13 protein-coding genes are annotated in these 14,693 nt (G+C 69.1%); 11 read left to right on the forward strand and 2 right to left on the reverse strand.

Annotation, left to right across the window (positions count from 1 at the left end):
* Positions 1 to 8 precede the first annotated feature (8 nt).
* Positions 9 to 1,232 (forward strand): fimbrial protein, encoded by a 1,224-nt coding sequence (locus A9976_RS14755; protein ID WP_259649207.1) that lies wholly within the window; start codon positions 9 to 11, stop codon positions 1,230 to 1,232.
* Between the two features lie 15 nt (positions 1,233 to 1,247).
* On the opposite strand, the gene A9976_RS14760 is transcribed toward A9976_RS14755, so the two are convergent.
* On the reverse strand, positions 1,248 to 1,661 hold the full coding sequence (locus tag A9976_RS14760) for a lysozyme inhibitor LprI family protein (protein WP_183019631.1): 414 nt from the start codon (positions 1,659 to 1,661) through the stop codon (positions 1,248 to 1,250).
* A gap of 224 nt (positions 1,662 to 1,885) precedes the next feature.
* Here A9976_RS14760 and A9976_RS14765 point away from each other — a divergent pair, with 224 nt between their 5' ends.
* The 10 genes from A9976_RS14765 to metC all read left to right on the forward strand — a co-directional run bounded on the left by A9976_RS14765 (position 1,886) and on the right by metC (position 11,719).
* Positions 1,886 to 2,746, forward strand: a complete 861-nt coding sequence (locus tag A9976_RS14765; RefSeq protein ID WP_183019632.1) for a transporter substrate-binding domain-containing protein — start codon at positions 1,886 to 1,888, stop codon at positions 2,744 to 2,746.
* A 100-nt stretch (positions 2,747 to 2,846) separates the two neighbouring features.
* On the forward strand, positions 2,847 to 3,770 hold the full coding sequence (locus A9976_RS14770) for a transporter substrate-binding domain-containing protein (protein WP_183019633.1): 924 nt from the start codon (positions 2,847 to 2,849) through the stop codon (positions 3,768 to 3,770).
* Entirely contained in the window at positions 3,767 to 4,585 is an 819-nt protein-coding gene (locus tag A9976_RS14775) for a transporter substrate-binding domain-containing protein (RefSeq protein ID WP_183019634.1), read from the forward strand. Before A9976_RS14770 ends, A9976_RS14775 begins: the two co-directional genes overlap by 4 nt.
* Entirely contained in the window at positions 4,582 to 6,111 is a 1,530-nt protein-coding gene (locus tag A9976_RS14780) for an FAD-binding oxidoreductase (RefSeq protein ID WP_183019635.1), read from the forward strand. The genes A9976_RS14775 and A9976_RS14780 overlap by 4 nt, the downstream gene beginning before the upstream one ends.
* Positions 6,108 to 7,379 carry an aminotransferase class I/II-fold pyridoxal phosphate-dependent enzyme gene (locus A9976_RS14785; RefSeq protein WP_183019636.1) on the forward strand — a complete coding sequence of 424 codons (1,272 nt, stop codon included), beginning with the start codon at positions 6,108 to 6,110 and terminating at the stop codon, positions 7,377 to 7,379. Before A9976_RS14780 ends, A9976_RS14785 begins: the two co-directional genes overlap by 4 nt.
* Positions 7,376 to 8,125, forward strand: a complete 750-nt coding sequence (locus A9976_RS14790) for an amino acid ABC transporter permease (RefSeq protein ID WP_183019637.1) — start codon at positions 7,376 to 7,378, stop codon at positions 8,123 to 8,125. The genes A9976_RS14785 and A9976_RS14790 overlap by 4 nt, the downstream gene beginning before the upstream one ends.
* Positions 8,115 to 8,936, forward strand: coding sequence for an amino acid ABC transporter permease (locus A9976_RS14795; protein ID WP_183019638.1), 822 nt, complete (start codon positions 8,115 to 8,117; stop codon positions 8,934 to 8,936). Before A9976_RS14790 ends, A9976_RS14795 begins: the two co-directional genes overlap by 11 nt.
* A complete protein-coding gene (locus A9976_RS14800; protein WP_232245712.1) occupies positions 8,923 to 9,801 on the forward strand; it encodes an amino acid ABC transporter ATP-binding protein in 879 nt (292 codons plus the stop codon). Before A9976_RS14795 ends, A9976_RS14800 begins: the two co-directional genes overlap by 14 nt.
* A 26-nt stretch (positions 9,802 to 9,827) precedes the next feature.
* Positions 9,828 to 10,499: a cysteine dioxygenase family protein gene (locus A9976_RS14805; protein ID WP_183019639.1), complete on the forward strand. Its 672-nt coding sequence runs from the start codon at positions 9,828 to 9,830 to the stop codon at positions 10,497 to 10,499.
* Entirely contained in the window at positions 10,496 to 11,719 is a 1,224-nt protein-coding gene (gene metC, locus A9976_RS14810) for a cystathionine beta-lyase (protein ID WP_183019640.1), read from the forward strand. The genes A9976_RS14805 and metC overlap by 4 nt, the downstream gene beginning before the upstream one ends.
* A 749-nt stretch (positions 11,720 to 12,468) precedes the next feature.
* Here metC and A9976_RS14815 read toward each other — a convergent pair.
* The gene (locus tag A9976_RS14815) at positions 12,469 to 14,682 is read right to left on the reverse strand and encodes a rhodanese-like domain-containing protein (protein WP_183019641.1); all 2,214 of its coding nucleotides are present in this window, start codon (positions 14,680 to 14,682) and stop codon (positions 12,469 to 12,471) included.
* Positions 14,683 to 14,693: the final 11 nt, after the last annotated feature.

Raw genomic sequence — 14,693 nt, forward strand, 5'->3', positions numbered from 1 at the left:
GGGGCGCCTTGCGTGAAGTCCCGAAGAAGCCATCCATCCAAGCATTCGATGCTCCTTGTATCCTGGATCCGTCTTCAATCACGAAAATAATAGAAACACCAATCCTCGGTATTTCAGAAAATCATCTTTCAACCCTGGAAAGCATCAGGAACATGCATCTTTCTTCCAAGCGCCCATTCTTGTCGCATGTCAACCGGCTTGTATTGCTCATCGGAATTTCAGCGACAATGATGAATAGCAATGCCCTTGCCGGCGGAAAATTCTCCCCCGTAACCAGCAATATCACGATTCCCGCCGAAATAACAGTCTCGGAAAATTTACCCACGGGATCGATACTCTGGAAATCTGCACCAGTCATTCTGAGTCTGACCACGACGCGAGACCCCTTCGAGGGCCCGCCAAATATCACTCACGCCGGAGTACACGCCGATGTTCAATCGGCCACCAAGGCACCTGGATACAGCGACGTCTACAGCACCGAATTTCCCGGTTTGGGAGTCCGCTGGTGGGGAAGATGGCGGGGGCCCTATTTCCCCGACGGAAAAGTCATGCCGATCACCACCCACATAGAAAACGACTCAGGTCCTTTGGGTTGGCGCTGGGGGGACGGTGCACGCGCACAGGACGTCTGGATCGAGCTGGTGAAAACCGGCAGCATTGCAGGCGGCCGGCTATCAAACCCGGCAATGAGCATCACTTTGCTGTTCCAGTGCGGCTACTGCAACACAGGGATCGTCAAGCTGGCCGGCACCACCAGGGTGGTGACCGGCCCCTCATGCACGGTCGCCAACTCGGCCGTTTCCGTGCCCTTGGGCGCTGTGCCCATCCAGCGATTCACGGGCGTCCAAGCCGCATCCATCCCCCAGCAATTCGACATCGTCCTGAACTGCAAGGGCGGCGCGCCCGACAGCGTGCTGCGCCCCCACGTCACGCTCACCGATGCCAATGACACCAGCAACCAGGGCACCATCCTGACCTTGAGCAAGACCACGACCGGCGGCAAGCCGGTGGCCACCGGACTAGGCATACAGATACTGAAGGATGGCGTCCCGCTGGCATATGGACCGGACTCCAGCGCACCCGGCAATACCAACCAGTGGAGTGCGGGCACCATCGCCCAGGGCGTTGCCCAATTCAAGATCCCGCTGACTGCCAAGTACGTGCAGACCGCTGCGGCAGTCACCATGGGGCAGGCCAACGGCAGGGCCACCTTCACGCTGAACTACCAGTGAACAGCGTCCCCGCCCTCAGGGCTTCTTGTCCAGCTGCATCTCCCAGGACTTGAGCTGCTTGGCGCGGGCGCGGGCGAAGTCGCTCCAGCAGTTGGTGCGCGCATCATCCTTGGCAAAGCTGGCCGAGTTGAATTCGGCCAGGAACTCGCAGGCACTGCGCGCGTACTGCACCCAGTTTCTCTGCGCCACTTCCAGCTCTTCCGACGCCTGGGGCATGCGGGCCTTGAGCTTGAGCGACAGCGATACGTAGGCGGCCTTGACCATGGCCACGTTCTGCTCGTGCAGGCAGCTGCGCACCTCGGCCATGCTGGTGGAGTTTTCCTCGCAGTTGCCTGAACTCGTGGGATTGGCGGCCAGGGCCACGGGGCTGGCGCACAGCAGGGCCGCGCAGGCAAGGGGGGCGAGTAGGGACGCTAGGGCTTGGTGCATGGAAGAGGGCTCGCTGGGAGGGGCCGGTGGGCGCAGCACCCCGGCCGTCGCGATTACACCATCGACCTGCCCTGCCGCGGGCCCACATTCCCCTGGTGATCACCCTGATGCAGCGACGCAAAGTGCATAAACATGCTCCCAAAGCTTTGTTGCCGTGGGTCAAGGGCGGCCAGAAGATGCGGGCGTACGCATCTTTCGTTCGTCCCGACCGCCCCGCTCCCGCCATGCACACAAGCCCCACCCTGCGCCGCCAGCCCCGCGCCACCCTTTCCGCATCCCTGACCTTCATCGCCGCCGCGCTGGCCCTGGCCTGCACCCAGGCCCGGGCCGATGCCACGCTGGACAAGATCAAGCAGCGCGGCAAGGTCACCATTGGCGTGCTGGTCAATGGCGGGCCCTTCGGCTCCATCGACCCGTCCACCCAGCAGCTGGTGGGCTGGAACCCCGAGCTGGCGCGCGCCCTGGCCAAGGGCCTGGGCGTGGAGGCCGAGCTGGTCCAGGTGCAGACCGCCACGCGCGTGCAGTTCCTGCAGGCCGGCAAGGTGGACCTGCTGATCGCCTCCATGGAGCTGAACCCCGACCGTGCCGAGACCCTGGGCTATGCGCCCACGCCCTTCTACCGCGTGGGCGGCATTGCCGCCGTGCGCAAGGGCAGCGGCATTGCCAGGTGGGAAGACCTGCGCGGCAAGCCGGTGTGCGTGTCCCAGGGCAGCAGCTTTGCCAAGCCGCTGGCCAGCGAGTACGGCGCCCAGGTGCATGGCTACAAGAGCTCGTCGGACTCGCTGCTGGCGCTCAAGGGCGGCAACTGCGTGGCCGCCGTGCATGACAGCACGCTGATCCACCCGCTGCTGCGCAGCAACCCCGAATGGGCGCAGTACTCGGCCCCCATCGCCACCGAGGTGCTGCCCGCGCCCTCCGTGGTCTGGACCCGCAAGGGCGAGGCCGACACCATCGCCGCCGTGGACAAGGTGGTGCAGGACTGGCACCGCACGGGCTGGCTGATCGCCGCCGAAAAGCGCGTGGGCATAGAGCCGGCCAACCCGCTGCTGCCCGAGCTGCAGGCCAAGTTCAAGTCCGCCAGCTGAACGCCGGCCGCCACGGCGGTCCAACCCTATTTTTTTCGACCACCCAGGCCCAGGCCCCGCAAGACGGGGCGGGGCCTTCCGTTCCCTGATGGATTCACGCATGCCCCGCCTTCTTCCCCCCCTTGCCGCCGCCCTGGCCCTGCTGCTGGGCGCCGGTGCCGCCCACGCCGACGCCACGCTGGACAAGATCAAGCAGCGCGGCAAGTTGTCCGTGGGCATCGACGGTGCCAGCCCGCCGTTCGGCGTGCTGGACCCCGCCACCGGCAAGACCGGCGGCTACCAGACCGAGCTGGCCGCCGACATCGCGCGCCGCCTGGGCGTACCGCTGGAGACGGTTCCCGTGACGGCCTCCACGCGCGTGCAGTTCCTGCAAAGCGGCAAGGTGGACCTGCTGATCGCCAACATCCAGTGGACGCAGGAGCGCAGCGAGATCCTCTCGTTCGCGCCCACGCCCTATGACCTCATCGGCGGCGGCGCCCTGGTGGCCAAGGCCAGCGGCATCAAGCGCTGGGAAGACCTGCGCGGCAAGGTGGCCTGCGTGTCGCAGGGCAGCAACTTCGCCAAGCCCCTGGCCGAGAGCTATGGCGCCGTGGTCAAGGGCCTGCGCGGCATTCCCGAGTCGCTGCTGGCGCTCAAGGGCGGCACCTGCGCGGCTTCGGTCCATATCCAGCCCGCGCTCTATGAAAAGCTCACCGGCCCGAATGCAGCCGAGTGGAAGGACTTCGAGCTGGGCACGCAGGACCAGTTGATTCCCTCGCCCACCGTGGTGTGGACGCGCCGCGGCGAGGCCGACACCCAGGCCTTTGTGGACAAGGCCATCCAGGACTGGCACCGCACGGGCTTTCTGCTCAAGGTGGCCCGCGCCAGCGGCGTGCCCGACACCTGGATCGCCGAGCGCCACGAGCGCGCGCTCAAGGGCCAGTTCGACCGCGCGCCCTACGACTTCGCGGTGTATGCGGCAGCGCAGGCACAAGTGCAGGCGACGCAGGCAACCCAGGCCGCCGCCAAGGGAGCCAGGCCATGAAGCCGGTCCGCACCGCACTGGCGGCCCTGCTCGCCCTCACGGCCCTGGCAGCCCATGCCGACGCCACGCTGGACCGCATCAGGCAGCGCGGCAAGATCGTGGTGGGGGTGATGCTTTCGGGGCCGCCGTTCGGCACCATCGACCCCGTCACGCAAAGGCACGTGGGCTACAACGTGCAGCTGTCCGAAGGCGTGGCCAAGGGCCTGGGCGTGGGGGTGGAGACCGTGCAGGTCCAGCCGTCCAACCGCGTGCAGTTCCTGCAGCAGGGCAAGGTGGACATCCTGATCGCCAACATGCAGTGGACGCAGGAGCGCAGCGAGATCCTGTCCTTCGTGCCCACGCCGTTCGAGGAAGTCGGCGGCGCAGCCATCGCCAAGAAGGGCAGCGGCGTGCGCCAGTGGGACGACCTGCGCGGCAAGCCCGTGTGCGTGTCGCAGGGCAGCAATTTCACCAAGCCGCTGGCCGATCAATACGGCGCCCAGATCAAGGCCTTCCGGGGCCAGCCCGAGTCGCTGCTGGCCCTCAAGGGCGGCAACTGCGCGGCCGCCGTGCATGTCAGCCCCACGCTGCGCGAACTCGTGGCCGGCAATGCGGACTGGAAGGACTACGAGATCGTCTCGCCCGCCGACATCATTCCCTCGCCCTCGGTGATCTGGCTGCGCAAGGGCGAGTCCGACACGCAGGCGGCCATCGACCGCATCGTGCAGGACTGGCACCGCACGGGCTGGCTGATCGAGGTGGAGCAGCGCAACGGCATGACGCCCACGCCGCTGCTGCACCAGCTGCACGACAAGTTCAGGAAGGCGCCCGCATGAGCACCCGCACCAGCACCAGCGGCCACATCACCGGCCCCGCCGACCTGATCACCGCGCTGCGCCAGGCCCTGGGCGACGCCCATGTGCTCACGGGGGCCGATGCGGCCGGCTACCTGACCGACCAGCATGGCCGCCTCACGGGCCAGGCCCTGGCCGTGGCACGGCCCGCCGACACGGCCCAGGTGGCGCAGCTGGTGCGCCTGTGCCGCGCCCACCGCACGCCCATCGTGGCCCAGGGCGGCAACACCGGGCTGATGGGCGGCGCCACGCCCGACGCCTCGGGCCATGCCGTGCTGCTGTCGCTGGCGCGCCTGAACCGCGTGCGCGCCATCGACACCGACAACGACACCCTGACCGTGGAGGCCGGCGCCGTGCTGGCCCATGTGCAGCAGGCGGCGCGCGATGCGGACCGGCTGTTTCCCCTGAGCCTGGGATCCGAGGGCAGTTGCACCATTGGCGGCAACCTGTCCACCAACGCGGGCGGCACCCAGGTGCTGCGCTACGGCAACGCGCGCGAGCTGGTGCTGGGCCTGGAAGTGGTGACGGCCGAGGGCGAGATCTGGGACGGCCTGCGCGGGCTGCGCAAGGACAACACCGGCTATGCGCTGCGCGACCTGTATGTGGGCAGCGAAGGCACGCTGGGCATCATCACGGCGGCCACGCTGCGCCTGCATCCGCTGCCCCGCGCCCAGCACACGGCCCTGCTGGCCTTTGGCTGCATACGCGACGCCGTGGCCTTCCTCAGCCAGGCGCGGGCGGGCTTTGGCGCCAGCCTGACGGCGTTCGAGCTGATATCGGACACGGCCCTGGGCCTGATAGCCCGCCATGTGCCCGAGCAGCCGATACCGCTGGCGCTCAACGCGCCCTGGTTTGCGCTGATCGAGCTGTCCGACAGCGAGGGCGAGGACCATGCGCGCCAGCGCTTCGAGTGCGTGGTGGGCCAGGCCTTCGAGGACGGCCTGGTCACCGATGCCGCCATTGCCGAGAGCCTGCAGCAAAGCCAGGCCCTGTGGCGGCTGCGCGACCAGGCCCTGGGCGAGGCCCAGCGGCGCGACGGCGGCAACATCAAGCACGACGTGTCGGTGCCCATCTCGCGCATCCCCGACTTTCTCGCGGCCACGGCCGCGCTGCTGCAGGCGCGCTTTGGCGCCGTGCGGCCCGTGGCCTTCGGGCACCTGGGCGACGGCAACCTGCACTACAACGTGTCGCACGCGCCGGACAGCACGCCCGCGCAACTGTTCGCCCAGGAAGACGCCATCCACGAGGTGGTGCACGACAGCGTGCACGCCCACGGCGGCTCCATCAGCGCCGAGCACGGCGTGGGCCAGACCAAGCGCGACCTGCTGCCCCTCTACAAAAGCGCCGTGGAGCTGCAGCTCATGCGGCGTCTCAAGCAGGCCTTCGACCCGCTGGGCCTGCTCAACCCCGGCAAGGTGCTGCAGCCCCTGACGGACGATTTGCCGCAGGACTTGCCGCAGGTCTCTCCAGCGCCAGCCGCCGCATTCCAGGAAGGCCCCACGCCATGACCACGCCCTTTCCCCTTTCGCAGCGCGTGCAGCGCGTCAGGCTCTCGCCCAATGCCGCGGCCAGCGCGCGGGCCACGGCCCTGGCCCGCCAGGGCCGCGACATCATTGCGCTGACCACGGGCGAGCCCGATTTCGACACGCCCGAGCCCATCAAGCAGGCCGCCATCGCGGCCCTGGCCCGTGGCGAAACCAAGTACACGCCCACGCCCGGCACGGCCGCGCTGCGCCAGGCCATCAGCGCCAAGTACCGGCGCGAGAACGGGCTGGACTTCGAGGCCGGGCAGATCATCGTCAGCAACGGCGGCAAGCAGGTGATCTACAACGCGCTTGCGGCCACGCTGGACGCGGGTGACGAGGTCATCGTGCCCGCGCCGTACTGGCCTTCGTTTCCCGACATCGTGCGCGTGAACGACGGCACGCCGGTCATCGTGGACTGCGGCATTGAGCAGGGCTTCAAGCTCACGCCTGCCGCGCTGCAGGCCGCCATCACGCCGCGCACGCGCTGGCTGGTGCTGAACACGCCGGGCAACCCCTCGGGCGCCGTCTACAGCCGCGAGGAACTGGCCGCCCTGGCCCAGGTGCTGCGCCAGCACCCGCAGGTGCTGGTGCTGCTGGACGAGCTGTACGAGCACATCTGGTTCACGCCCCAGGCCCCCGCGCACTGGCTGGCGGTGGCCCCCGACCTGCGCGAGCGCACGCTGCTGGTCAACGGCGTCTCCAAGACCTATGCCATGACCGGCTGGCGCATCGGCTGGGGCGCAGGCCCGGCCGCGCTGGTGCAGGCCATGGTGGTGATCCAGTCCCAGGCCTCGTCAGGCCCCAATTCCGTGGCCCAGGCCGCAGCCACGGCGGCGCTGCAGTCGCCCGACCAGAGCTTTGTGCAGCAGGCCCGCAACGCCTATGCGCGGCGCGCGCAACGGGTCACCCAGGCGCTGGCCCAGGTGCCGGGCCTGGCCCTGCTGCCGCCGGGCGGATCGTTCTTTGCCTTTGTGCACTGCGGCGCGCTGATAGGCCACCTGCGCCCGGACGGCCAGCCCATCGCCAGCGACACCGACCTGACCGAATGGCTGCTGGAGTCCGAAGGCGTGGCTGCCGTGGATGGCGGGGCCTACGGCCTGTCGCCGTACTTCCGCATCTCCACGGCCGCCAGCGACGAGCTGCTGGCCGAGGCCACGGCCCGCATCGCACGCGCCGTGGCCGCGCTGAAAGACCCCGCTGCACAAGCGCAAGCGCATGCACAGCCGGCCGCCCTGGAGGCCGTGCCATGAACGACAGCCTGCTTGCCCAGGGCGTGCAAGCGCTCAAGGGCCTGGGCCTGAACTACGCCTTCGTGCTGGACGTGACCGAGCGCCAGGCCTTTGTGCGCGGCATGTTCGTGACCGTGCAGCTGGCCCTGCTGACCATTGCCGGCAGCCTGGCGGCCGGCGTGGCGCTGGCGGCGGCCCTGACCTCGGGCCGCGCCTGGCTGGCGCGGCCTGCGCGCGCCTTTGTGGAGGTCACGCGCAACACTCCCACGCTGGTGCAGCTGTACTGCGCCTTCCTGGTGCTCAACATGCTGATCACCCAGCAGCTGCGCGACTGGGGCGCGGGCAACAACCCGCTCACGCCCTTTGTCTGGGTGGTGATCGTGGTCTCGCTGCACAAGGGCGTGTTCCATGCCGAGGCGCTGCGCGCCGGCATCGAGGCCGTGCCCGCCACCACGCTGGAGGCGGCACGCTCGCTGGGCTTTTCGCAGCGCCAGCTGCTGGTGCGCGTGCAGCTGCCGCTGGCCGTGCGCTTTGCCCTGCCCTCGCTGACCAACAACCTGGTGGACCTGGTGAAGATGACGGCCGTGGCCTCGGCCATCGCCGTGGGCGACGTGACCTACGAGTCCATCATGATCTGGTCGCAGCGCGACAACGTGCTGGAGCTGCTGCTGCTCATCCTGCTGTGGTTCGGCCTGCTGACCTGGCTGGTCAGCCTGGCGGGCCGCTGGCTGGAACAACACCTGAGGATGCCCGGCTATGGCCAATGAAGCCACCCTGAACCCCGGCGCCGCGCCCCGCCCCCTGCCCGCCGCCCTGCTGCGCGCGGTGCGCAGCCCCTGGCTGATGGCAGGCGCCGCGCTGCTGGCCCTGTGCGCCTGCTGGGCCGCCACGGACAGCGCCCCGCCCGCCTTCGTGCACCTGTGGAAATGGCTGCCTGCGCTGCTGCGCGGCCTCCTGGTCAACATCGAGATCAGCGTGCTGGCGGTGGCCATCGGCACCGTGGCCGGCCTGGTGCTGGGCGCCCTGTCGCTGTCGCCCACGCCGGCCGTGCGCACGGGCGTGCGCTGGTATGTGCAGCTGTTTCGCAATGCGCCCATCCTGGTGCTCATCTACTTCACCACCTATGTGTTCCCGTTCGAGCTGAAGCTGGTGGGCTGGACCTTTCCGTTCCCCGACTGGGTCAAGGTGGTGCTGGGCCTGGCCCTGCCCACCAGCGCCAACGTGGCCGAGATCTTCCGGGGCGCCATCCAGTCCATTCCCAGCGCGCAGTGGGAGGCGGCCCAGTCGCTGGCCTTTCGCCGCAGCGAGATCTTCCGCCTCATCGTGCTGCCGCAGTGCGTGCGCCGCATGCTGCCGCCGTGGATGAACCTCTACGCCAGCATCACCATGAGCACCTCGCTGGCCTCGCTGGTGGGCGTGCACGACGTGGTGGACACCGCCCAGATCGCCAGCAACACCGTGGCACGCACGGACTTCACCATCCTTGTGTACTTCACGCTGCTCGCGCTTTTCTTTGCCTATTGCTATCCCATCGGCCGGGCAACCCGGGCATTGGAGCGACGCCATGAACGCCACTGACTCCTTTCTCTCCCAACTCGCCACGGCCGATGCCCCCGCAGGCACGGCGCCCGCACTGGTCCACCTGCAGGATGTGCACCTGTCCTTTGGCGACAACCAGGTGCTCCAAGGCATCGACGTGCAGGTGCGGCGCGGCGAGGCGGTGACCATCATCGGGCCCTCGGGCTCGGGCAAGTCCACCATCCTGCGCTGCATCACCGGCCTGCTGCGGCCCCAGCGCGGCGCCATCTCGGTGGCGGGCACGCGCGTGGACCAGCTGCGCACCGAGGCCGAGCTGATCGCCCTGCGCAAGCGCGTGGGCTTCGTCTTCCAGCAGTACAACCTGTTCCCCCATCTGTCGGTGCTGGAGAACCTGGTCATCGCCCCCACGCGCGTGGTCGGCCGCGACCGCGCCACGGCCGAGCGCGAGGCCCGCGCCCTGCTGCAGAAGGTGCGCCTGGACCACAAGGAATCCGCCTACCCCGGCGAGCTGTCCGGCGGCCAGCAGCAGCGCGTGGCCATTGCGCGCGCCCTGGCCATGCGGCCCGAGCTGATCCTGTTCGACGAAGTGACCTCGGCCCTGGACCCCGAGACCGTGGGCGAGGTGCTGACCGTGATCCGCGACCTGGTCAGGGACGGCATGACCTGCGTGCTGGTCACGCACGAGATGCGCTTTGCCGAAGAGGTCAGCGACCAGGTGTATTTCACCGAGGCCGGCCGCATCGTCGAGCACGGCCCGGCCGCCCAGATCTTCGGCAGCCCGCGCAGCGAGCGCACGCGCGAATTCCTGCAGCGCGCCCTGGGCGATGGCGCCCGGCCCAGGCCTGGGCCAGCGGCCCCGGCCACAACGCCGCTGCCCTTCAACAGCCTGCGCTTTGCCCTTTGATCCCCCACCTCCAGGAGCACATCCCCATGACCGCAGAAACAACGACTGAAAACCCGGCCGGCACAGGCGCAGATACAGGCACCCATACAGACGCCGCCGCCCGGCGCCGCCAGGCCGTGGACGCCGCCCTGGCCGACGTGCGCCAGCTGCTGCAGGCCGGCGCGCCCGAGCGCAGCACCCTGTCGGCCATCACCGCACGCCTGGAGCAGCTGGCCGCGCACAAGGCCTTGTTCAGCCGCGCGGACTTTCCCCCGCCCGCGCAGACCGAAGGCGTGGGCGCCTCCACGCGCTACCGCCTCAACCCGGCCGATGGCGATGCGGGCCTGGCCCTGTACCTGAACTCCATCAACCCCGGCAAGACCACGGCGCCGCACAACCACACGACCTGGGCCGTGATCGTTGCCGTCGAAGGCCAGGAGCTCAACCGCCTCTACGAGCGCACGGACGACCGCAGCGACCCCGCACGCGCCAGCATCCACCTGGCGCGCGAATTCACCGTGCAGCCGGGCGCCTCCATCGCCTTCCTGCCCGATGACATCCACAGCATTGCCGTCGTGGGCGAGCAGCCCACGCTGCACTTCCATCTCTACGGCCAGCCGCTGGAAACCCTGAGCGGCCGCGTGGCCATCGACCCCGACACCGGCGAAGTCAAGAACTACAACGCCGCCTACCTGCGTCCCAGCGAGGCCGTGGCATGAGCATCCCCCAAGACAAGCACCGGCCCCTGGGCCCGTCGACCCGCCTGCTGCACGCAGGCACGCCGCCGCTGCAGGGCGGCTCCGGCCCCGTCAACGTGCCCGTGGTGCGCACCAGCACCGTGCGCTTTGCCGACAGCGCCGCCTACGCCGACCTGCACCACCGCCGCGAGGCCGGCGAGCGCGTGGCCTCCTACGGCCGCCACGGCCTGGACACGCACCGCGCGCTGGAGGACGCCGTGGTCGCGCTCGAAGGCGGGCACCGCGCCTTCCTCACGCCCTCGGGCCTGTCCGCCATCACCCTGGTGCTGATCGCCCTGCTCTCGCCCGGCGACCATGCGCTGGTGGCCGACAGCGTCTACTCTCCCGTGCGCCGCGTGGACGCCACCTTGCTGCAGCGCCTGGGCATCACGCTGGAGTACTTCTCGCCCTCGCGCGACGATCTGGCCGGCAAAATCCGCCCCAACACCCGCCTGGTCTACCTGGAATCGCCCAGCTCCCTGCTCTACGAAGTGCTGGACCTGCCCGCCCTGGCTGCCGTGGCGCGCCAGCACGGCATTCCCGTGGCCACCGACAACACCTGGAGCGGCGGCTGGTTCTACCAGCCCCTGGAGCACGGCGCCAACCTGTCCATCCAGGCCGCGACCAAGTACATCGCCGGCCACTCCGACGTGATGCAGGGCATCGTCATCACCGACGGCCCCGCGCTGTCGAAGAAGATCTCCACCGCCTACGAGGCCCTGGGCCTGACCATAGGCGCCGACGACGCCTACCTCGCCCTGCGCGGCCTGCGCACCCTGCCCGTGCGCCTGGCCCAGCACCAGCGCCACGCCACCGAAGTCGCCCAGTGGCTGGAGCAGCAGCCCCAGGTCGGCCGCGTCTTCTACCCGGCCCTGCCCTCCGATCCCGGCCATGCGCTGTGGAAGCGGGACTTCAGCGGGGCCAGCGGGCTGGTGTCATTCGCGTTTGCCGAAGGGGTGGACCCCGGTGCCGGCGCCGTGTTCGTCGACTCGTTGCGGCAGTTTGCGCAGGGGGCTTCCTGGGGCGGCTACGAGAGCCTGGCGCTGGTGGCGCAGCCTGAGCGGTTGCGGGAGCACAGTGTGTGGACGGGGACTGCGCCTGTGGTGCGGCTGCATGTGGGGCTGGAGGATCCTTTGGATCTGATTGCGGATCTGGAGAGGGGGTTTGGGGGGGTGGTGGAGCGGTTCAGGCTGGCTGCCTGAGATTTTTTGGGCTTTGCTGCGTGCGCTGCGTTTGCTGCGTGTTGCTGCGCTTGCTGGTTCTGGCCCTGCCGGGGGGTTTCTTTTCGAGGCCGGGTCTCGGCCCGGCGGCCGACCTACCTTCTTTTGCTTCGCCAAAAGAAGGTAGGCCAAGAAAAGGCGACCCGGATGTCCGCGACCCTCCGCTTCGCTGCGGGCAACCTGCGTCGTGGCGGTTGCGGGGTTCGCCGTGAAACTCACTTCGCGCTGCGCGCTACGTTCAAACATCACGGCGAGTCAGATCACGAAGCAGTCCTGTCCTTCGGCAGGACTGCAACCCCGCAACCACCACGCCGCAGGCGCTGACATACGGGGAGTTGTGACGGGCCGTCGCTTCGCTCGGCCCCTGGTTGAAGCCGAGCGCAGTGATGGCGCCGGCTGTTGGCTGTCCCTCAGCCTCCCCCCTTCTGCCCACGCCTGCGTTGGGCGGGATGCGGGGTGGCAGCCCTGCCGAAGGACAGGGCTGCTTCGTCATCTGACTTGCCGCAGTTGTTTGAGCGGCGCGCGAAGCGCAAAGCGAGTTCTGCGGCACACCCCGCATCCCGCCCAACGCAGGTCGCCCGCAGCGAAGCGAAGGGTCGTGGGCAGTGCGGGGCGCGCTTCTTTGCTTCCTTTCTTATCGCGCGATAAGAAAGGGAGTCGGCCGCCGGGCCGAGACCCGGCCCCGAAAAACAACCACCCGGCAGGGACAAAAATCAGACCCAGAGCCAGACTCAAACAGCAGGCACCAGCCGAATCCCAGAAGCCCACCCATCCCGCTCCAACTGCTCAACCAACCCCAACTCCCAATCCAGATAAGCCCGAAACCCCGCATCCCTCAACCCCAGGTCCCGATGCGCATAAGGGCTGTACCACTGGTCATCATCCCCCGTCAGCACATCCGCATCCCCCTGCCCCAGCGGCAGCCCGGCAGCAGCCCAGGCTGAAGTGCCGCCCACGACGGAGCGCACATCGCGCCCCGTGCGCGCCGCCAGTTCGGCTGCCACGCTGCGCGCCAGCACGCCGTCCGGCGAGGTGAGCACCACGACCTGGGCCGGCGGCAGGGCCTGCACGAAGGCAGGCAGACGGTCAGGCACGGCAAAGCGCGCACCGGCGATGTGCTGCTTCTCGAAGGCGGGCCGGCTGTCCACGTCGAAGACGATGGCGCGGCCTTCGCCCAGCAGTTCCTGTGTCTGCTGCACGGACAGCTGGGGCGCAGGCGCGTGGGAGGCGAGCACGCGCACGGGCTCGGCACCGGTTTCCAGGGTGGCCAGCGCGGGCGGCACGAAGGTGAAGACTTCCCAGCCCAGCTGGGCCAGCCAGGCGCCGGTGGTGAGGGCGCGCACGCCGTCCCAGTCGGCCAGCACGATGCGTGCGCCGCGCGTGGCCGCGTATTCGTCGGTGGCCTGCACGAGCTGGCCGCCCGGCGCCCAGCGCCAGCCGGGAAGGTGGCCGGCCTGGTATTCCTCGCGGGTGCGCACGTCGAAGCGGTAGAGCGTGCGTTCGGTGGCTTCGGACTCGAAGCGGGCCAGTTCGGCCGCGTCGATGGATTGCACGCCCGCGCGCTGTGCCACGCTGGCTGCGCGTTCGCGGGCGGTGGCCAGGGCGACGGCGCCGGGCTCGGGCAGCGGGGTGCGGCGGCCATGGGCCAGCCTGCGGCCGGTGAGCAGCCAGTCCATGGTGCCGTTGCGCAGCGAGACGACCTGGTTGGGGATGCCGGCATCGATCAGGGTCTGCGCGCCCACGATGGAGCGCGTGCGGCCCGCGCAGTTGACGACGACCAGGGTTTGCGGGTCCGGGGCGATTTCGCCGATGCGGTAGACCAGTTCGGCGCCCGGCACGCTCAGTGCAAACGGCAGGCTGAAGGCCGCGAATTCCTCGGGCGTGCGGCTGTCGACGACGACGATGTTGTCGCCGCGCTGCACGCGCGCTCCCAGCTCGTCCGAGGTGATCCAGGGCGTGTGCTTTTCATGCTCGATGACTTCGCCGAAGGCCTTGCTGGGCACGTTGGTGCCGCTGAAGATTTCCAGCCCCTGGGCTGCCCAGCCTTCGGTGCCGCCTTCGAGCACGGAGACGTTGGGCCAGCCCAGGCGCACGAGCTTGGCGGCGGCTTCATGGGCCAGCGTGCCGTCGCCATCCACCAGCACGATGCGCGTGCCCCGGCGCGGCACCAGGCGGTCGATGAACTGCTCCAGCCGCCAGGCCGGGGCGGGCGCCGCGAACAGGATGTGGCGGTGCGCGAAGACGCCGGCCTCGCGCACGTCGAGCACGGCGATTTCCTCGCCGTCGGCCAGGGCCTGCCGGAGCGCGGCGGGCGTGACCAGCGCATGGCGAATCGACTTGGGCGGGCCGAAGGTGCGGAAGCTGCCGCCCTCCAGGCTCTCGAAGACCACGCGATCGGGCATGCGCTCCAGGCCGCGCCCGTAGAAGTGCAGGTGCAGGCCGGGCTCCTCGCCGATCAGCTCGATGGTGTGCACGTCGGTGGGCGTGAGCACTACCGAGGTTCCGCTGCCCACATCGACGCTGCGCCCCACCGCCAGGGTGTCGCGCAGCGGGTCGTCGGTCTTGCCGCGCGTGAAGAACACGTTGCGCTCCACGCCTTCGACGCCCGCGATGATGGCCCAGGTGGTGTGGTCATGCGGTGGCTGGGACTTGCCCGGCAGGCCGGTGGACAGGTACAGCGCATAGCGCCCGCCCAGGTCTTCGCTGAGGCGGTAGACCTGGGCCGGGTTGCTGGCCGAGACGGGAAAGTGCGCATGCGGGAACAGTTCGCGCTGCAGGCCCAGCGCCTCCAGCTCGCGGGCCACGGCCTGCAGTTGCTCGGGCGTGGCCCGCTCGGGATCGGGGAGCAGGCGCCGGGCCGTGGCGATGAAGCCGGTGATGGCGGCTGCGCGGCGGCTGGCCACGTCGCTGCCGCTGAAGTCGATGGAGAGGTGGGTCTGTGTCATGGGAGTGCCTG

The sequence above is a fragment of the Delftia sp. UME58 genome (genome assembly GCF_014170385.1).
GTDB classification, from domain to species: domain Bacteria; phylum Pseudomonadota; class Gammaproteobacteria; order Burkholderiales; family Burkholderiaceae_C; genus Comamonas; species Comamonas acidovorans.

Excerpts from the sequence above, each read along its gene's own strand:
- metC (WP_183019640.1), top strand. The coding sequence starts at position 10,496 with ATGAGCATCCCCCAAGACAAGCACCGGCCCCTGGGCCCGTCGACCCGC.
- A9976_RS14815 (WP_183019641.1), bottom strand. The coding sequence starts at position 14,682 with ATGACACAGACCCACCTCTCCATCGACTTCAGCGGCAGCGACGTGGCC.
- A9976_RS14775 (WP_183019634.1), top strand. The coding sequence starts at position 3,767 with ATGAAGCCGGTCCGCACCGCACTGGCGGCCCTGCTCGCCCTCACGGCC.
- A9976_RS14785 (WP_183019636.1), top strand. The coding sequence starts at position 6,108 with ATGACCACGCCCTTTCCCCTTTCGCAGCGCGTGCAGCGCGTCAGGCTC.
- A9976_RS14800 (WP_232245712.1), top strand. The coding sequence starts at position 8,923 with ATGAACGCCACTGACTCCTTTCTCTCCCAACTCGCCACGGCCGATGCC.
- A9976_RS14790 (WP_183019637.1), top strand. The coding sequence starts at position 7,376 with ATGAACGACAGCCTGCTTGCCCAGGGCGTGCAAGCGCTCAAGGGCCTG.
- A9976_RS14795 (WP_183019638.1), top strand. The coding sequence starts at position 8,115 with ATGGCCAATGAAGCCACCCTGAACCCCGGCGCCGCGCCCCGCCCCCTG.
- A9976_RS14770 (WP_183019633.1), top strand. The coding sequence starts at position 2,847 with ATGCCCCGCCTTCTTCCCCCCCTTGCCGCCGCCCTGGCCCTGCTGCTG.
- A9976_RS14805 (WP_183019639.1), top strand. The coding sequence starts at position 9,828 with ATGACCGCAGAAACAACGACTGAAAACCCGGCCGGCACAGGCGCAGAT.
- A9976_RS14760 (WP_183019631.1), bottom strand. The coding sequence starts at position 1,661 with ATGCACCAAGCCCTAGCGTCCCTACTCGCCCCCCTTGCCTGCGCGGCC.
- A9976_RS14780 (WP_183019635.1), top strand. The coding sequence starts at position 4,582 with ATGAGCACCCGCACCAGCACCAGCGGCCACATCACCGGCCCCGCCGAC.
- A9976_RS14765 (WP_183019632.1), top strand. The coding sequence starts at position 1,886 with ATGCACACAAGCCCCACCCTGCGCCGCCAGCCCCGCGCCACCCTTTCC.